This is a genomic window from Sandaracinobacteroides hominis (assembly GCF_016464365.1).
Lineage (GTDB): Bacteria > Pseudomonadota > Alphaproteobacteria > Sphingomonadales > Sphingomonadaceae > Sandaracinobacteroides > Sandaracinobacteroides hominis.
The window spans coordinates 81,172-99,304 of the sequence record NZ_JADCUC010000004.1 but is presented as its reverse complement, the minus strand read 5'-3'; the positions used below and the strand labels follow the sequence as shown (position 1 = coordinate 99,304).

Below are 18,133 nucleotides of genomic sequence, written 5' to 3'. Positions count from 1 at the left end.
TCGAAACGCCCGCTGGAACGGGCGTTCGCAGATAAGGGGTATCTATGAAGAGCCTGAAAGACAGGGCCACGGGTTCGCATCTGCGCAACCTGCTGCTCGTGACGACTGCACTCGCCCTGCCCGCCGCGGCCGGCGCGCAGACACAGACTTCCGCCGCCGCCCCCGAGGGCATCAGCGACATCATCATCACCGCCACCAAGACCACGCAGAACCTGCAGGACGTGCCGATCAGCGTGCAGGTGTTCGACACCCAGGCGCTTTCCAACCTGCAGGTGCAGTCGTTCAACGATTATGTCCGCTTCCTGCCGTCGGTCACCTACCAGACCTCCGGCCCCGGCACCGCCAAGGTCTATTTCCGCGGCGTTTCCTCGGGCGAAAACGCCAACCACTCCACCTCGCAGCCGACCGTCGGCATCTATCTGGACGAGCAGCCCGTCACCACCATCTCGGGCGCCGTCGATGTCCACATGTATGACATTGCCCGCGTCGAGGCGCTGGCCGGGCCGCAGGGGACGCTGTTCGGCTCGTCGAGCATGGCCGGCACCATCCGCATCATCACCAACAAGCCCGACCCCTCCAAATTCTCCGCCAGCGTCGACGCCGAACTGAACAGCGTTACCGATGGCGGCATGGGCGGCGTGCTGGAAGGCTATGTGAACGTGCCGCTGAGCGATCGTGTCGCCGTGCGCGCCGTCGGCTGGTATCGCAAGGACGCCGGCTATATCGACAACATCTTCCAGACGCGGGTCTATCCGACGTCGGGGATCGAGGCGACTACCGCCCCCTATGTGAAGAAGGACTATAACGACGTCGAGACCATTGGCGGCCGTATCGCGCTGGGCATCGAGCTGGACGATAACTGGACGATCACGCCGACGCTGATGGGCCAGAAGCAGAAGGCGAACGGCTTCTTTGGCGAGGAGACCATCCTGCCGCACCGGCAGGTGGCGCAATACAATCCGGAATGGGGCCGCGACGAATGGTTCCAGGCGGCGCTGACCGTCGAGGGCAAGATCGGCAACTGGGACCTCGTCTATTCCGGTGGCTATATGAAGCGGAAGACGCCCGGCGACAGCGACTATTCCGACTATGCCTATTTCTATGACAGCCTCTATGGCTCGGGCGCCAGCTTCTATGACAATGACGACAATCTCGTCAGCCCCAACCAGTATATCCAGTCTCGCCCACGCTATAAGCGGCAGAGCCACGAGCTGCGGCTGACCTCGGCGCAGGACAAACCCGTGCGCGCCCTCGTCGGCCTCTTCTATCAGCGGCAGCAGAACGACATCGAGGAACATTACATCATCGACGATATCGCCGATGACCTCGTCGTTCCCGGCACCGACAGCAACATCTGGCTGACCAAGCAGCGCCGCATCGACCGCGACTATGCGATCTTCGGCGAGCTGGCCTGGGATATCACCGAACAGCTGACCCTGACGGGGGGCGCCCGCGCCTATAAGTACAAGAACTCGCTGGTCGGCTTCTTCGGCTATTCCGCCGGGTACAGCAGCCGCACCGGCGTCGCCGCCTGCTTTGGCCCGGCCGAGGTGGACGGCAGCCCCTGCACCAACCTGGACAAGACCACCAGCGACACCGGCTGGCTGCCCAAGGTGAACCTCACCTACAAGGTCACCGACGACGCGCTTGTCTATGCCACCTATTCGCAGGGGTTCCGTCCTGGCGGCATCAACCGGCGCGGTACGCTTCCGCCATACCAATCAGACCAGCTCGACAATTTCGAGCTGGGCTGGAAGACGAGCTGGGCCGACAACACCATCCGCTTCAACGGCGCGGTCTATCAGCTGAACTGGAAGGACATCCAGTTTTCGGCACTGGGCGAAAACGGCCTTACCACCGTTGCCAATGCCGGCGACGGCCGCATCCGCGGCTTTGAACTGGATCTTACCTGGGTGCCGGCGGCCGGATTCACCCTCTCTGGCAGCAGCAGCTTCAACGACGCCAAGCTGACGACGGACTTCTGCAGTGTCGCAAGTCTTCAGGGCAATTGCCCGGCAGACCTGGTGTTGGCGCCATCCGGAACGCGCCTGCCCGATACGCCGCGTTTCAAGGCGAATGTCATCGGCCGCTATGAATGGACGATCGGCGACAGCGCCGACATGCACGTGCAGGGCGCCTTCGTCTATGAAGGCGAGCGTAACGGCGACCTGCGTACCGAAACCCGCCAGATCGTTGGCGATTTCCCGTCTTATACGAACGTGGATATCAGCGCCGGCTTTACCCAGAACAACTGGTCGGTGGAACTTTACGCCACCAACCTGTTCGATTCGAAGGGCATCACCTCGCGCTCCGTCCAGTGCGGCGAAAGCGTCTGCGGCGATCCTGAAGGCGTCACCCAATCGGGCGGCATTTTCTATAACTATACCATGCGGCCCAGAACCATCGGCCTGAAGGCAGGCTACCGGTTCTGAGCAAAGAGGCGGGAACCCCGGCACCACCAAGCCGGCAGCTGGGGTTCCCCGCCAGCTTCGCCATCGTCGTCGGCTCGATGATCGGCTCGGGCGTGTTCATGCTGCCCGCCAGCCTTGCGCCGTTCGGCTGGAACGCCATCGCCGGCTGGGTCATCTCCATCGGCGGTGCGCTGGCGATCGCGTTGTGCATGGCCGCACTCGCCCGCCGCTTCCCCGATGTCGGAAGCCCGGCCGACTATATCGGCGCCGCCTTCGGCGCGACCGCCGGCTTCCTCATCGGCTGGTCCTTCCTCGCCGCCAACTGGCCCTCCATTGCCGCCCTCGCTGCCGCGGCCGCCTCCTATTTCTCGGTCTTCGCGCCCGGTCTCACCGCCCACCCGACGCTCGCCTCGCTTGCCTTCCTCGCCGCCGTCACGCTGGTGAACCTCGTTGGCCTGCGCACCGCCAGTTATTTCCAGGTCGCCACCACTGCCCTGAAGCTGACGCCGCTCATCCTCGTCATCCTGCTGGTCGCCCGCCTTGCCGGGAGCGACAGCGTGCCCGTGATCCTGCCGCTTCCCGCCGAGGGCCTGTCGCTCTCTGCCATGGCGCAGGCCGGCGCCATCACCATGTTCGCGCTCATCGGCTTCGAGACGCTCACCGGCCTCACCGACCGCATCCGCAACCCCGAACGCAACGTCCCGCGCGCGCTGTTCGGCGGCACGCTCTTCGTCGGAATCCTCTATCTGATCGTCTGCTCCGCCATCCTGCTGTTGATGCCTCCTGCCGAACTCGCCGCTTCGCATGCGCCCTTCGCCGATTTCGTCCAGTGGCAATTGGGAGACCTGCCCGCCCGCGTCGTCGCGGTGCTGGCCGGCGTCAGTGCCGTCGGCGCCATGAACGGCTTCGTGATGTTCTGCGGCGAACTGCCGGCTGCGATGGCCCGGCGCGGCATGTTTCCCCGCTGGTTTGCCCACGCCAACCGGGTCGGAACGCCGGTCCGCTCGATCCTCTTCACCAGCCTGATTGCCGCCGTCCTCATCCTCTCCTCCACGTCCTCCACGTCCTCCACGCTGGGCGGCCTGTTCAGCGCCATGGCGCTGCTCACCACTTCCACCGCCGTCTGGCTCTATCTCGCCTGCGCGCTCACGGCCCTCCACTTCCGCATCGCCATCCCGGCGGCGCTCCTCTCCGTCGCCTTCTCCATCTGGATCCTGGTCGGCTCTGGCGTGGGCACCAGCCTGCTGAGCATCGTGCTGATGCTGGCGGGGTTGCCGCTGTTCTGGAAAGCGCGGGCGGAGGCCAGGTAGCAGGGCCTTTCCGGCTTGGCGGCTTTTTGCCATGCTGGGGGGAGGGGGTAGATGAATGGAACTGAATTTGGGGAACCCGGTGTTTGCGGCCTATGCGGTGGCGGCATCGATCCTGATCCTGAAGGCGGCGGCGATGTCGTGGCTGACGGTGGTGCGGATGATCGGTGAAAACGGCGGCTTCCGGAACCCGGAGGACCTGAAGCGGACACCGATGAACAAGGCGCCCAATCCGGACCAGCTGCTGCCCAACCCGCGGGTGGAGCGTATTCGGCGCATCCAGCAGAATGATCTGGAAAACCTGCCCTTTTTTCTGGTGGCGGGGCTGCTCTATGTGACGACTTCGCCGTCGCTGCTGGTCGCCCAGTGGCTATTCGGGCTCTATGTCGTGTCGCGGCTGCTGCATTTCGCGGCCTATCTCTCGGCGCAGATCCACGAGGTGCGCGCGACCTTCTGGACCATCGGGTCGCTGATCCTGATCTATATGGCCGGGCGGACGCTGTGGGCGGCTCTGGGCTGGTAAAGCGCGGCAACCTGTCAGTCTGTCTTAATTGACAGACGTTGCCGTGAGGGGTCATTCCCGCCCGCGAAACGGAGATTCATGGCATGACGGACAAACCCACGCTCGCCGATTGGGAAAAGCTCGCGGCGAAGGAAGTGAAAGGCAAGGACCTCAGCTGGGCGACGCCCGAGGGCATCAAGGTGAAGCCGCTGTATACGGCGGACGACGTGACAGTCGATCCGGGGCTGCCGGGCTATGCGCCGTTCACGCGGGGTGTCCGGGCCAGCATGTATGCGGGGCGGCCCTGGACGATCCGGCAATATGCGGGCTTTTCGACGGCCGAGGAATCCAACGCCTTTTACCGGCGCAATCTGGCCGCCGGGCAGAAGGGCCTGTCGGTTGCCTTCGATCTGGCGACGCACCGCGGCTATGACAGCGACCATCCGCGGGTGGTGGGCGATGTGGGGAAGGCTGGCGTCGCCATCGACAGCGTCGAGGACATGAAGATCCTGTTCGACGGAATTCCGCTGGATCAGATGAGCGTTTCCATGACGATGAACGGAGCGGTGATTCCGATCCTGTCCTTCTTCATCGTCGCGGGCGAGGAGCAGGGCGTTGACAGGAAGCTGCTGGACGGGACCATCCAGAACGACATCCTGAAGGAGTTCATGGTCCGCAATACCTATATCTATCCGCCGGAACCCAGCATGCGGATCATTTCGGACATCTTTGGCTATACCAGCCGCGAGATGCCGAAGTTCAACAGCATCTCCATTTCCGGCTATCACATGCAGGAAGCCGGCGCGACGCAGGTGCAGGAGCTGGCCTTTACCATCGCCGATGGCGCCGAATATGTGCGCTATGGAGTGGCGAGCGGGCTGGATATCGACCAGTTTGCCGGGCGGCTGAGCTTCTTCTTCGCGATCGGCATGAACTTCTTCATGGAGATCGCCAAGCTGAGGGCGGCGCGGGTGCTGTGGCACCGGGTGATGACCGGGCTGGGGGCGAAGGACGAGCGCTCCAAGATGCTGCGGACGCACTGCCAGACCAGTGGCGTGTCGCTGACGGAACAGGATCCCTATAACAATGTGATGCGCACCACCATCGAGGCGATGGCGGCGATGCTGGGCGGGACGCAGAGCCTGCACACCAATGCGCTGGACGAGGCGATTGCGCTGCCGACGGATTTCTCGGCGCGGATTGCCCGGAACACGCAGATCGTCATCCAGGAAGAGACCGGCATGACCAGGGTCGTCGATCCGCTGGGCGGCAGCTATTATGTGGAGGCGCTGACGCAGGAGCTGGTGGACAAGGCCTGGGAGATCATCGAGCGCGTCGAATCCGAAGGCGGCATGGCGAAGGCGGTGGCGGCCGGCTGGCCCAAGGCGATGATCGAGACGGCGGCGGCCGCGCGGCAGGCGCGGGTGGATCGCGGCGAAGATGTGATCGTGGGCGTGAATAAGTATCGGCTGGCCAATGAGGATCTTCTGGAGACGCTGGAAGTCGACAACACGAAGGTGCGCGAGGCACAGATCGCCCGCATCAACAAGATGAAGGCGAGCCGCGACGAGGCGAAATGCCAGGCGGCGCTGCAGGCGCTGCGCGAGGCGGCGGCGGCGCCGCAATCGATCGAGACGAACCTGTTGGCACATGCAGTCGAATGCGCCCGCGCGCGGGCGACACTGGGTGAAATTTCCTTTGCGATGGAGGAAAGCTTCGATCGCTATGGCACGCAGCCGACGCCGGTGAAGGGCGTTTATGGGGCGCCCTACAAGGATGATTCGCGCTGGAAGCAGGTGCTGGACGGCGTGTTGGCGGTGGAGCGGCGGCTGGGGCGTAAGCCGAAGCTGCTGGTCGCCAAGATGGGGCAGGACGGGCATGACCGGGGGGCGAATGTGATCGCCTCTGCTTTTGGCGACATGGGTTTCGAGGTTATTTCCGGGCCGTTGTTCCAGACGCCGGAGGAGACGGTGGTGCTGGCGCTGGAGACGGGCGTGGACGTGGTGGGCGCCTCTTCGCTGGCGGCCGGGCACAAGACGCTGATCCCCGAGCTGATCCGGGGGCTGCGCGCCGCCGGGCGGAACGATGTGAAGGTGATCGCGGGCGGGGTGATTCCGCCGCAGGACTATGAGTTCCTGCGCGAAGCCGGGGTGCAGGGGATTTACGGGCCGGGCTCGAACGTGGTGGAGTGCGCCGCCGATGTGCTGAGGCTGCTGGGGCACAACATGCCGCCGGCGGATCTGGCGGAGGCGGCGGAGTAAGCGAAGGAGGCCCCATGCTGACGATCGATTCGAAGCCGCGCGACCTGGGCGGTTTTCATGTGGCGCGGCTGTTGCCGCATCACAGCCGGCGGATGGTGGGGCCGTTCATTTTCTTTGACCATATCGGCCCTGCGCGGATGGAGCCGGGCACGGGCATGGACGTGCGGCCGCATCCGCATATCGGCCTGGCGACGGTGACCTATCTGTTCGATGGCGCGATCCGCCACAAGGATACGCTGGGGACGGTGCGCGACATCGGCCCGGGGGCGGTGAACTGGATGACTGCGGGGCGCGGGATCGCGCACAGCGAGCGGACTCCACCGGAGCTGCGCGCATCCGGGCACCTGCTGCACGGCATCCAGACCTGGGTGGCGCTGCCGAAAGCGCATGAGGAAACGGCGCCGGCGTTCGTGCACCATCCGGCCGATACCATCCCCGATGTGGCGCTGGCCGGGGCGAGCGCGCGGGTGATCGCGGGCGAGATGTGGGGGGTGAAATCGCCGGTCGAGTTTCCGCATCCGATCATCTACGCCGAGCTGAAGATGGAGGCAGGGGCCCGCGTGCGGATGGAGGCGCTGTGGGGCGAGCGGGCGGTGTTCGTGGTGAGCGGCGAGGTGTTTATCGGTGGCGAGACGCTGATGGCCGGGCAGATGCGGGTGCTGGAGGACGATACGGAGCCAATGCTGGAGGCGAGCGGGGACGCGCATCTGATGATCTGTGGCGGGGCGCCGATGGACGGGCCGCGGCTGATCTGGTGGAATCTGGTGGCGACCGAGCAGGGGCTGATTGACGCGGCGAAAGCCGACTGGGCGGCCGACCCGACCGGGGGACGCTGGGGCCACGTGCCGGACGAAGTTGAGTTTATTCCACTGCCGGAGTAGCGCGGGCTTTGATTCGCGCCGCTAATTCTCTATCTTGGCGGAGCGAGACTCACAGCAGAAAGACACGACCATACCACCACCGATGATGAGGCGCCCGATGGGGCCTGCGCCGCAGCCGTTGAACGGACCGCGCTATAATGAATTCATTACCGTGCCGAAGGTGCGGGTAATTGACGAGAATGGCGAGAATATCGGGGTGATGTACACCCGCGAAGCCTTTGCCATGGCTCAGGAAGTCGGGCTGGACCTGGTGGAAGTGAGCCCGAACGCCGATCCGCCGGTCGTGAAGTTCCTGGATGTCGGCAAGTTCAAATATGAGACGCAGAAAAAGGCGTCGGCGGCACGCAAGTCGCAACGGGTGCAGGAGATCAAGGAGATCAAGATGCGCCCGAACATCGACGATCATGATTATGATACGAAGATGAAATCGGTGAAGAAATTCATCGAGGAAGGCGATAAGGTGAAGCTGACCCTGCGGTTCCGCGGCCGCGAGCTGGCGCATGGGCAATTGGGCCTGAAGCTGCTGGAGCGGGTTCGGGACGATTCGCTGGACTATGCGAAGATCGAGCAGCTGCCGCGGATGGAAGGCAGGCAGATGTTGATGATCATGGCGCCGAAGCCGGTCTAAAGACCGGCGAAGAGCCGGCCGCGATTTTGGCGTAGCCAAAACTCGCGGACTCGGCGCGGGCCACGGCCCCCTGCCTTCGCAGGGGCAGGCGGCGGGGCAGTGGGCATAAGCCCACTGAACCCGTCCGACGACAGGCGGGCTTGGCCCGCCTTTTCTTTGTCTGCCTCACGTCACCGGCCAGACGGTCAAACCCACCCCAACCGCCAACAACAGCATGGCCACACAGGCGGCCGGCTTGGCCGGACGACGCCCTCCCCCCACAACCGTCCCGTACAACGCCCCCAACACAATCGCCTTCCAGGCCATCCCCGCGTCCAACGGCCCGCCGTTCCGCAGACACAGCGCGCCCAGCGCCAGGAAGAACCCCATCGGCACCACCAGCAGCGGCGCCGCCAAGGCCCTTGCCACCATGCTCCCGGTGCGGTGCCCGATCACCTGCAGCGACAGCCAGACGAGAGCGGTGAATCCCGACCCGAGCAGCACCTTGCGCGGAATCTCCGTCCACCAGCCGCCGGCATCGAGCAGCAACAGCGTGGCGGGGAAGAGCAGCGCGGCTGCGATGCGCGAGAGGCGCGGCACGGGGTACGGAATGAACGCCGCAAGCGCCCCGGCCAGCCAGAGCGCGAGCAGCAGGAGGTGGATGGCAAGGAACAGCTGGGCGAGCATCGGCGGCAGATAAGGGCAAAAGCTGTGGTCTGGCGACGATTTCCGCAAAGCCCTGCAATCCGCTGCTGGCGATTTCCGCGGCTTTGCTGCACTGGCGCCGGGTGGGCGAACGCCCGGGTACGGGAGCATATTGGGCATGCGGGTTCTTGTTGGATTTCTGGGTGCAGTTATGGCGGCCTCTGGCGCCTATGCGGAGGAGGCGGAGGATACCCGCCCGGACGCGCTGGTGGTGAGCAGTTTTGGTGTTGCCGATCTCGATGCGATGGGAATCCGCTCGACCGGGCAGTTGATCGGGCATGTGCCGAACCTGGCGGGTGCGAGCGTGCCGGGGCTGCGCTCGGCGAGCGGGCTCTATCTGCGCGGATTGGGGACGAGCGAGACGATTGCTTCGGTCGATTCGCCCGTGAGCCTGTTTGTGGATGGCATCCAGTTTTCGCGTCTGAACGGCAACGACATGGCGTTCTTCGACGTGGAGCGGGTGGAGGTGCTGCGCGGCACGCCCGACGCCCTGTTTGGACGCAATACCAGCGGCGGCGCGGTGACAGTGACGCTGAAGCGGCCGGGCGAGACGCTCGGCGGCTTTGTGGAGGCGGGATACGGCAGCTATGACCGGATCCTGGTGCGTGGCTCGGTGGACCTGCCGCTGGGCGAGCATGTGGCGGTGAAGATTTCGGCCTTCGGGCAGGACAATGACGGCTATGCGAAGAACACGACCACGGGCGAGCGTTTCAACGATGACGACCGCGCCGGGATGCGCTTTGCCGCGCTGCTGAAGCCCACGGAGCGGCTGAGCTGGAATGTGGCGCTGGCCTATACCGAGGCCAATGGCGAGAATCTGCTGGCCTTTGATTGCGATCCGAATGATCCGGCCAGGTGCGGCGGCCGCTATGGATCTACGGGGATGACGCGGGCGGCACGGCTGGGGGGCTTTTCGCAATATGACCTGCCGATAAGCGGGCGGAAGGCCGGGTTCACGCTGGGCAATTCGCTGTCGACGACGTTGCTGACATCGGACCTGGAGTGGGCGGGCGAGCGGGTGACGCTGAACCTGATCACCGGCTTTGCCGACATGCAGGAGGCGCAGGCGCTGGATTATGCCGACGGGCGTGGATTCTATTATGGGTTCATTCCGAGCGCGACGGTGCGCGGGTTCGTGAACGGGGGCTATGCAGTTCTGAACGAGGGCTCGCACCATCAGTTCTCGCAGGAGGTGCGGCTTTCGGGCGAGGCGGGCTGGCTGCGCTGGACGGCCGGGGCGAGCGTTCTGGACGAAAAGACGACTAACGACATTGCCGACATGATGACGATCGAGGACGGGACGCCGGACGGCGTGCCGACCCTGCTGGCCGACCGGCTGGTGCGAAATACGACGACGGCCTGGGCAGGCTATGTGCAGCTGGATGCCCGGCCGATGGAGGCGCTGACGATCAGCGCCGGCGCGCGATACACCGATGAGGAAAAGCAGCTGAGCGTTCACGACAATCGGGGCGATTGTGCGGTGCTGGGATACAGGTGCCTGACGGGCGACCAGAGCCTGGAGAGCAAGGTCTGGACGCCGAACGTGGCAGTGAGCTTTACGGCATCGGAATCGATCCTGCTGTTTGCGCGGGCGGCGCGCGGATATCGGTCCGGCGGTTGGAATGCGCGCTCCAGCAATAACTTCTGGCTTATCCCGTTCGGTGCGCAGACCGCCTGGACCTATGAGGCAGGGGTGAAATCGCAGTGGTTCGATGGAAGGCTACGCGCGGGTGTTACCGGCTTTGTGCTGGATGCCTCGTCAACCGGCATGACGGAGCTTTTTGCGGTGCCGGACGAGCCGCGCTGGGAGATGGTCGAACTGGGGATATCCAACAAGGGCATCGAGCTGGATCTGGCCGCCAACCCGCTGGACGGGCTGGGACTTTATCTGAACCTGGGTTGGCAGGATGCGAAATACAAAGGGTTCGTGAACGACGCCAAGGCCTTCTATGCGCCTGACGTGACGCTGGCCTTCGGCGGCAGCTATGATTTTCCCATCCCGTCAGCCGGAATCATCGCCATGCCGTCGGTCGATTTTCTCTATCGGTCGAGCATGGTCACAGCGTTCGACTGGCGACCGGAATCCCAGTCGGAAAGCAGCTGGCAGGTAAACCTGTCGCTGGCGTTGAAGACCGACGACGACAACTGGCAACTGGCGCTGACCTGCGAGAACTGCCTGAACAAGAATGCCGGCGAGGCCGCTATGCTGGGCTATTCCTATCTGAACCGGCCTTCGACGTGGCTGCTGCGGGCACAGCGGCGGTTTTAGGGGCGCGTTTTGCCTCCGGCGGCCAAGGGCTCTGCCCTTGGAACCCGCCAGGGAAATGATTTCCCTGCACCCTCGGAATGGAAGCTTGGTCGGGTCGCCTTGCGGGAGAATTGGGCTTGATTGCGCCTTCGGCGCGGGTTTGTCGGCGCCGAAGGCGCAATCCATTCTGTCGCGCCGCCCGATGAGTTTTGAAGCCGAGGCAAACTAAAAGGGGTGAAGGGGTCAAAACCCCTTCCGGGGTGCAGGGGCAGCGCCCCTGCGTTCTTGAGGCTCCAACAGGGATTGCAGCCGGGCCGAGGGCGGCGCTACGCTCGTGCGCGTGAACGACATGCTTCTTTGGGCCGTGATTGGCTATCTGCTGGGATCGATCCCTTTTGGCTTGTTGCTGACCTGGGCTTCGGGGGGCGGGGATATCCGCTCTGTCGGGTCTGGGAACATTGGGGCTACCAATGTCTTGCGGACGGGGAAGAAGGGGATTGCGGCGGCGACGTTGCTGCTGGATGCGGGGAAGGGTGCGGCGGCGGTTTGGCTGGCTGGGCGCTATGGCGGGGAATTTGCGCCGTTGGTGGCGGCTGTGGGGGCCTTTGCCGGGCATGTGCATCCGGTCTGGTTGAAGTTCAAAGGTGGCAAGGGGGTTGCGACCCTTTTGGGGATTACGGCGGCGTTCAGCTGGTGGGCGGCTCTGGGCTTTGCGGTGGCCTGGGGCGGGATTGCGTGGGCGACGAAGATTTCTTCGGCTGGCGGGATGGCGGCGGGTTTTGCGGCGGCTGTGGTGCTGGGCTTTGTGGGCTTGCCCTATGCCGGGCTGGTGGTGGCGTTGCTCGCCTTGTGGGTGTTGTGGACGCACCGGGAGAATATCGGGCGGCTGCGGGCCGGGACTGAGCCGCGGATCGGCAAGAAGAGTTGAGCGGGCTTTCGGGGTCGAATCCGGGCCCGGCGGAGCGGCTGGCGCGGTTGCGGCTGGCGCGGACCGATGGCGTGGGCGCCGTGAAGTTCGGGCAGATGATGCGGCAGTTTGACAGCGCTGGCGAGGCGCTGGGGCGATTGCGGGATGTGTGCAGCGAGGCGGCGGCGCGGGCGGAGATGGCGCGGGCCGAGGCTGTGGGCGCGCGGCATGTGCTGTTGGGGGATGCGGACTATCCGGCCTTGCTGGCGGCTATGGGCGATGCACCGCCTGTGCTGATCGCGCGGGGGGATCTGGCGCTGGCGGCGCGGCCCGTGGTGGCGATGGTGGGTGCTCGGAATGCGAGTGCGGCCGGGCGCGGGCTGGCGCGGGAGATGGCGCAGGCGCTGGGAGCTGCCGGCTGGGTCGTGGTTTCGGGGATGGCGCGTGGGGTGGATGCCTCGGCGCATATGGGGGCCTTGGAGACGGGCACGATCGGGTGCGTGGCCGGGGGCGTGGATATTGCCTATCCGCCGGAGAATGCCGGCTTGCAGGACCAAGTGGCCGAGCGCGGGTTGCTGGTTTCGGAAATGCCGCCGGGGACGGAGCCGCAGGCGCGGCATTTTCCGCGACGGAACCGCTTGATTGCCGGGCTGGCGCAGGGCGTGGTGGTGATCGAGGCGGCTGCCGGTTCGGGAAGTCTGATTACGGCGCGGCTGGCGGCGGAGGCTTCGCGCGAGGTGATGGCGGTGCCGGGGCATCCTTCCGATCCGCGGTCGCGCGGGGGGAACGGGTTGATCCGGGATGGAGCCGTGCTGGTGGAAAGCGCGGCGGACGTGCTGGGGGTCTTGGCGCCGTTTGCGGTGGTGGCGCGGGAGCCTGTGGTGCGACGGCGGGAGCTGGCCCTGCCGTTGCTGCCGGCGGCGAATGCGGCGTTTGTGCCTGTGGCCGGCGATGAACTGGTTTCGCTGCTGTCGGTGAGTGGGGTTGCCGTCGATGAGGTGGTACGGGCCTCTGGGTTGAGCGTTTCGGATGTGCAGGCGCGGCTTTCGGATCTGGAGATCGAAGGGCGGGTTGTGCGGTTGGCTGGGGGCCGGGTGGCGTTGGCCTCTTAGGTTGCCCCCGGCTGAGGTTGCTTTGAATTTTGGTCGGCCCTATGGCGCCGCCCCGTGGAAGGAATCTGATGGATCTCGTGATCGTGGAGTCGCCGGCGAAGGCGCGAACCATCGAGGGGTATCTCGGTGGCAATGCCAAGGTGCTGGCGAGCTTTGGCCATGTGCGCGATTTGCCGGCGAGCGACGGGAGTGTCGACCCGGAGCAGGATTTCGCGATGCAGTGGGAGGTTTCGGCCGACCGCTCGAAGCAGCTGAAGGCGATTACCGACGCGGCGAAGAGCGCAGACCGGGTGATCCTGGCGACCGACCCCGATCGGGAGGGCGAGGCGATCAGCTGGCACCTGGCGGAAGTGCTGGCGGCGAAGAAGGCGGTGCCGAAGGGCGGAATTTCGCGGATTACCTTCAACGCCATCACCAAGGATGCCGTGCGGACGGCCATGGAACATCCGCGGCAGGTGGATCAGCCGCTGGTGGATGCCTATCTGGCGCGCCGGGCGCTGGACTATCTGGTGGGATTCACGCTGAGCCCCGTGCTGTGGCGGAAGCTGCCGGGGGCGAAGAGCGCCGGGCGGGTGCAATCGGTGGCTTTGCGGCTGATCGTGCAGCGCGAGCGCGAGATCGAGGCGTTTACGCCGCGCGAGTTCTGGAGCGTGGAAGCGCTGCTGAAGGCAGCGAGCGGGCATCAGTTTGCGGCGCGGTTGACGGTGCTGGGCGGCAGGAAGCTCGACAGGTTTGCGCTTCCGGACGAGGCGACTGCAGAAGCGGCGCGGGCGGTGGTGGAGGGGTCTTCCTTCACGGTTTCCGAAGTCGAGCTGAAGAATGTGGTGCGCAATCCGGCGCCGCCGTTCACCACCTCTACCTTGCAGCAGGAAGCCTCGCGCAAGCTGGGGCTGGGGGCGCAGCAGACGATGCGCACGGCGCAGACGCTGTATGAGGCGGGGCATATCACCTATATGCGGACCGATGGCGTTTCGATGGATGGCGATGCCATCAACCGGGCGCGCGACGTGGTGATGGAGCGCTATGGGCGCGAGCATGTGCCGGACAAGCCCCGCCATTACTCGGTGAAGGCGAAGAATGCGCAGGAAGCGCATGAAGCGATCCGGCCGACGAACTTCAAGGCGACGGCCGGAGCGCTGGGGCTCTCCGACATGGAAGCCCGGCTGTACGATCTGGTTTGGAAGCGGGCGGTTGCCTCGCAGATGGCATCTGCGCAGCTGGAGCGGACGACGGTGGATCTGCTGTCTCACGACGGACAGACCGGGCTGAGGGCGACCGGGACGGTGGTGGTGTTTCCGGGGTTTCTGGCGCTGTATGCCGAGGGGACGGACGACCTGGACGAAGAGGATGGCGCGCGCTTGCCCAAGCTGCTGGCGGGCGAGCGTCCGCAGACGGTGAAGGTGGAGAAGGCGCAGCATTTCACGCAGCCGCCGCCGCGCTACACCGAGGCCAGCCTGGTGAAGCGGATGGAAGAGCTGGGGATCGGCCGGCCATCCACCTATGCCTCGATCATCCAGGTGCTGAAGGACCGGGAATATGTGCGGCTGGAGCAGAAGCGCTTTGTAGCCGAGGAAAAGGGGCGGATCGTGACCGCCTTCCTGGAGCGCTTCTTCGACCGTTATGTGGAGTATGATTTTACCGCCGGGCTGGAAGGGCGGCTGGACGATATTTCGGCCGGGGACGCCGCCTATATCGAGGTGCTTCGCGACTTTTGGGAGGACTTCAAGCCGCGCACCGCAGATGTGATGAAGCAGAGCCCGATGGAGGTGGAAAAGGCGCTGGACGAATATCTGGCGCCGCACCTGTTTCCGGAGAAGGGCGACGGAACGGACCCGAGGGCCTGCCCGAGCTGTGGCGATGGGCGGCTGTCGCTGAAGGTCGGGAAGTTCGGGCCTTTCATTTCCTGCTCCAACTATCCGGAGTGCCGGTTCACGCGGCAGTTTGCCGGGAATGGGGACGCAGCCGGGCCGCAGACGCTGGGCGATGATCCGGAGACCGGGCTGGCCGTGGAAGTGAAGAGCGGGCGCTTTGGGCGCTATGTGCAATCCGGCGAGAAGCGGTCCTCCATTCCGAAGGATCTGGGAGAGCTGGATCTGGCGCTGGCGCTGAAGCTGCTGAGCCTGCCGCGCGAGATTGGATTGCACCCGGAGACTGGGTTGCCGATCGTTGCCAATCTTGGGCGCTATGGGCCGTATCTGCTGCATGATGGGAAGTATGCGAATCTGAAGGATTCGGCTGACCTGTTCGAGATGGGCATGAATGCGGCGGTGATGAAGCTGGCAGAGCCGAAGGGTGCTGCGCGGCGGGGGTCTGCCGAGCCGCTGGCAGTGCTGGGGGCGCATCCGGAGTCCGGGGCCGAGGTGAAGGTTCTGAATGGGCGCTTTGGGCCATATGTGAGCGACGGGACGACCAACGCGAATGTGCCGAAGGCGAAGGATCCGAAGGAGGTGACGCTGGACGAGGCGGTGACGCTGCTGGCGGAGCGGGCGGCGAAGGGGCCTTCGAAGGGGCGGGCGAAGAAGAAGGCGGCGCCGAAAAAGGCGGCTGCGAAGAAGCCTGCGGCGAAGAAGGCAGCCCCCAAGAAGAAGGCTTCCGCTTGAGCCTTCCGGACAGGGAGGCGATCCTTGCCTTTGTGCGGCAGACGCCTTCGTCTGTGGGGAAGCGCGAGATTGCGCGGGCCTTTGGATTGCGGGGCGAGGAGCGCGAGGCGCTGAAGGATTTGCTCCGGGAGATGGAGGAGGAGGGACTGCTGGCGGCTGGGCCGGGGCGGACCTTGCACAAGGCTGGTGGCCTGCCGCGGGTGGCGGTGCTGACGGTGGTTTCCGCCGAGGGCATGCGGTTGGTGGCTGTGCCGGAGCGTTGGGATGGCGATGGGCCTCCGCCGAAGGTCGCGGTAGCGGCTGGTGGGGGCCGGGGTGGCAGGCGGGAGCGGTTTGAGGCTGGCGACCGGCTTTTGACGCGGATTTCCGGCGATCATCCGAAATATCTGGGGACGGTGATCAAGCGGCTGGCGAAGGGCCATGCGACGCTGATGGGGATGGTGCGCAAGGATGAGTGGGGCGGCTTGGTGCTGCGCTCGGTGGACAAGCGCGAGCGGAAGATATGGCCGATCCACCATTCGAGCGAAGTGCAGCCGGGCGAGCTGGTGCGGGCGGAGCTGAAGGGGAGCGGCGCGCGGGCGGCGGCGCATGTGCTGGAGCGGCTGGGCGATCCTCTGACGGGTGCGCGGGTTAGCGAGATCGCCATCGCGGCGAAGGGCATTCCGCATGTGTTTCCGCATGGGGTGGAGGAGGATGCCGAGCGGGCGAGCGCCGGCGGGCTGGGCGAGCGGGAGGACTGGACGCAGATTCCGCTGCTGACGATCGATCCGGCCGATGCGCGCGACCATGATGATGCGATCTGGGCCGAACCTGTCAAAGATTCTGAGGGGGGCGACGGCTGGCGGCTGCTGGTGGCGATTGCCGATGTGAGCTGGTTTGTGCGGCCGGGGTCTGCGCTGGACCGGAGTGCGTTTGACCGGGGGAACAGCTGTTACTTCCCGGATCAGGTGGTGCCGATGCTGCCGGAAGCTTTGAGCAACGGCGCCTGCAGCTTGAAGGCCGGGAGCGACAAGGCTGTGCTGGCGGCTTCGATGCGGGTTTCGAAGACCGGGGAGATCGACAGGTTTTCCTTTCACCGGGCGCGGGTGCGGATTGCGGCGAATCTGGCCTATGAGACGGCGCAGGCGGTGATGGACGGGCGGGAGGAGCGGGCCGAGAAGGCCCTGCTGGAGCCTTTGTGGGATTGCTGGCGGGCCTTGGCGGCTGCTCGGGCGAAACGCGGGCCGCTGGAGCTGGAACTGCCTGAGAAGCGGGTGGTGCTGGATGCCGAAGGGCGGGTGGCCGGGATCGTGGTCCGCGAGCGGCTGGATGCGCACCGGGTGGTGGAGGATATGATGATCGCGGCGAATGTGGCCGCGGCGAAGGCGCTGGAAGCGAAGAAGGCGCCGGTAATGTATCGGGACCATGAGACGCCGGACCGGGAGAAGCTGAGCAGCCTGAAGGAGTATCTGGGGACGCTGGGGGTGAGCTTTGCGTTGGGGCAGGTGATCACGCCGGAGACCTTCAACCGGGTGCTGGAGCGGTGCCGCGAGCGGAGCGATTTCCAGGAGATTTCGGAGGCCGTTCTGCGCAGCCAGACGCAGGCCTATTATGCGCCGCGCAACACCGGGCATTTCGGGCTGGCGCTGGGGAGCTATGCGCATTTCACTTCGCCGATCCGGCGTTATGCGGATGTGTGCGTGCACCGATCGCTGGTGAGCGCTTTCAAGCTGGGGGAGGGCGGGTTGCCGGACGGGGCGGAGCAGCGCTTCGCGCCGATTGGCGAGCATATCAGCTTTACCGAACGGCGGGCGATGGAGGCGGAGCGGGAGACGCTGGACCGCTATATCGCGCGGCATCTGGCGAGCCATGTGGGCGATGTGGTGCGGGCGCGGATCTCGGGCGTGCAGGCTTTTGGTTTCTTCGCGACGGTCGATGGGATCGGCGGCGACGGGCTGGTGCCGGTGAGTGCGCTGGGCGCGGAGCGGTTCCGATTTGATGAGGCCGGGCGGTTCCTGGAAGGGGCGGAGACGGGCACCCGATTCGGGCAGGGGCAAATGCTGGAGCTGAAGCTGGAAGAAGCGGATGCGGTGACCGGAAGCCTGCGATTCTCGCTGCCGGGGGTGGAGCCTGTGGAGCGCGGGCCGCGCTTTCGGCGCGATGGGCGCGGGCCCCGGCCGGGTGGTGCGAAGCGTGGTGGGCCGCCTCCGGGGGTGCGGCGGGGGCGCAGGGGTTGACCTGCCCCGCGCATGGAATTCGCGGGCAGGATAATCGCGCGGGCTTGACCGCGTGGGTGATTCTGCCTTAGAGGCGCGCCCTTTCCCGGGAGCTGCGGCTGCCGGGCCATTGCTTTTCGTTTCGAGGATATCATGGCGAAGCCGACGACGGTCAAGATCAAGCTCGTGAGCACTGCGGACACGGGTTACTATTATGTGACCAAGAAGAACCCGCGTACGCAGACCGAGAAGATGCTGTTCCGCAAATATGATCCGGTTGTGCGCAAGCATGTGGAATTCAAGGAAGCCAAGATCAAGTGAAGCCGGCTGTGGTTAGCGCGCAGCGCTAATCCGCAGACTCGGCGAAACGATCGGCCGGGCGGGCGTTGGCCCGCAG

Annotated in this window: 13 protein-coding genes; 12 read left to right on the top strand and 1 reads right to left on the bottom strand. The window is 65.2% G+C overall.

The window, feature by feature from the left end; all coding sequences use genetic code 11:
- Nucleotides 1-44 precede the first annotated feature (44 nt).
- From IM784_RS09950 to infC, 6 genes are all read left to right on the top strand, one after another.
- The gene (locus IM784_RS09950) at nt 45-2,432 is read left to right on the top strand and encodes a TonB-dependent receptor (protein WP_199555177.1); all 2,388 of its coding nucleotides are present in this window, start codon (nt 45-47) and stop codon (nt 2,430-2,432) included.
- Nucleotides 2,429-3,721 (top strand): APC family permease, encoded by a 1,293-nt coding sequence (locus tag IM784_RS09945; RefSeq protein ID WP_328799514.1) that lies wholly within the window; start codon nt 2,429-2,431, stop codon nt 3,719-3,721. Before IM784_RS09950 ends, IM784_RS09945 begins: the two co-directional genes overlap by 4 nt.
- Before the next feature lie 55 nt (nt 3,722-3,776).
- Nucleotides 3,777-4,241 carry an MAPEG family protein gene (locus IM784_RS09940; protein ID WP_199555175.1) on the top strand — a complete coding sequence of 155 codons (465 nt, stop codon included), beginning with the start codon at nt 3,777-3,779 and terminating at the stop codon, nt 4,239-4,241.
- Nucleotides 4,242-4,324: 83 nt separating this feature from the next.
- The gene (gene scpA / locus IM784_RS09935; protein ID WP_199555174.1) at nt 4,325-6,481 is read left to right on the top strand and encodes a methylmalonyl-CoA mutase; all 2,157 of its coding nucleotides are present in this window, start codon (nt 4,325-4,327) and stop codon (nt 6,479-6,481) included.
- 14 nt (nt 6,482-6,495) lie between these two features.
- Entirely contained in the window at nt 6,496-7,362 is an 867-nt protein-coding gene (locus IM784_RS09930) for a pirin family protein (protein WP_199555173.1), read from the top strand.
- An 82-nt stretch (nt 7,363-7,444) separates the two neighbouring features.
- Nucleotides 7,445-7,990, top strand: coding sequence for a translation initiation factor IF-3 (gene infC / locus IM784_RS09925; protein WP_199555172.1), 546 nt, complete (start codon nt 7,445-7,447; stop codon nt 7,988-7,990).
- A gap of 165 nt (nt 7,991-8,155) precedes the next feature.
- Here infC and IM784_RS09920 read toward each other — a convergent pair whose 3' ends face one another.
- On the bottom strand, nt 8,156-8,656 hold the full coding sequence (locus IM784_RS09920; protein ID WP_199555171.1) for a hypothetical protein: 501 nt from the start codon (nt 8,654-8,656) through the stop codon (nt 8,156-8,158).
- 136 nt (nt 8,657-8,792) lie between these two features.
- On the opposite strand from IM784_RS09920, the gene IM784_RS09915 reads away from it, so the two are divergent.
- From IM784_RS09915 to rpmG, 6 genes are all read left to right on the top strand, one after another.
- The gene (locus tag IM784_RS09915) at nt 8,793-10,943 is read left to right on the top strand and encodes a TonB-dependent receptor (RefSeq protein ID WP_199555170.1); all 2,151 of its coding nucleotides are present in this window, start codon (nt 8,793-8,795) and stop codon (nt 10,941-10,943) included.
- Between the two features lie 328 nt (nt 10,944-11,271).
- Entirely contained in the window at nt 11,272-11,850 is a 579-nt protein-coding gene (gene plsY / locus IM784_RS09910; protein WP_199555433.1) for a glycerol-3-phosphate 1-O-acyltransferase PlsY, read from the top strand.
- A complete protein-coding gene (gene dprA / locus IM784_RS09905) occupies nt 11,847-12,941 on the top strand; it encodes a DNA-processing protein DprA (RefSeq protein WP_235976948.1) in 1,095 nt (364 codons plus the stop codon). The genes plsY and dprA overlap by 4 nt, the downstream gene beginning before the upstream one ends.
- 68 nt (nt 12,942-13,009) lie before the next feature.
- Complete coding sequence (topA, locus tag IM784_RS09900; RefSeq protein WP_199555169.1) at nt 13,010-15,541, top strand: type I DNA topoisomerase; 2,532 nt, start codon at nt 13,010-13,012, stop codon at nt 15,539-15,541.
- The gene (locus tag IM784_RS09895; RefSeq protein WP_199555168.1) at nt 15,538-17,757 is read left to right on the top strand and encodes a ribonuclease R family protein; all 2,220 of its coding nucleotides are present in this window, start codon (nt 15,538-15,540) and stop codon (nt 17,755-17,757) included. The genes topA and IM784_RS09895 overlap by 4 nt, the downstream gene beginning before the upstream one ends.
- A gap of 132 nt (nt 17,758-17,889) precedes the next feature.
- Nucleotides 17,890-18,057, top strand: coding sequence for a 50S ribosomal protein L33 (gene rpmG, locus IM784_RS09890; RefSeq protein ID WP_199555167.1), 168 nt, complete (start codon nt 17,890-17,892; stop codon nt 18,055-18,057).
- Nucleotides 18,058-18,133 lie beyond the last annotated feature (76 nt).

What these genes read in the sequence shown, in the direction of transcription:
- IM784_RS09950 (WP_199555177.1), top strand. Translation starts at nt 45, where the DNA reads ATGAAGAGCCTGAAAGACAGGGCCACGGGTTCGCATCTGCGCAACCTG.
- IM784_RS09940 (WP_199555175.1), top strand. Translation starts at nt 3,777, where the DNA reads ATGGAACTGAATTTGGGGAACCCGGTGTTTGCGGCCTATGCGGTGGCG.
- scpA (WP_199555174.1), top strand. Translation starts at nt 4,325, where the DNA reads ATGACGGACAAACCCACGCTCGCCGATTGGGAAAAGCTCGCGGCGAAG.
- IM784_RS09930 (WP_199555173.1), top strand. Translation starts at nt 6,496, where the DNA reads ATGCTGACGATCGATTCGAAGCCGCGCGACCTGGGCGGTTTTCATGTG.
- infC (WP_199555172.1), top strand. Translation starts at nt 7,445, where the DNA reads ATGATGAGGCGCCCGATGGGGCCTGCGCCGCAGCCGTTGAACGGACCG.
- IM784_RS09920 (WP_199555171.1), bottom strand. Translation starts at nt 8,656, where the DNA reads ATGCTCGCCCAGCTGTTCCTTGCCATCCACCTCCTGCTGCTCGCGCTC.
- IM784_RS09915 (WP_199555170.1), top strand. Translation starts at nt 8,793, where the DNA reads ATGCGGGTTCTTGTTGGATTTCTGGGTGCAGTTATGGCGGCCTCTGGC.
- plsY (WP_199555433.1), top strand. Translation starts at nt 11,272, where the DNA reads ATGCTTCTTTGGGCCGTGATTGGCTATCTGCTGGGATCGATCCCTTTT.
- topA (WP_199555169.1), top strand. Translation starts at nt 13,010, where the DNA reads ATGGATCTCGTGATCGTGGAGTCGCCGGCGAAGGCGCGAACCATCGAG.
- rpmG (WP_199555167.1), top strand. Translation starts at nt 17,890, where the DNA reads ATGGCGAAGCCGACGACGGTCAAGATCAAGCTCGTGAGCACTGCGGAC.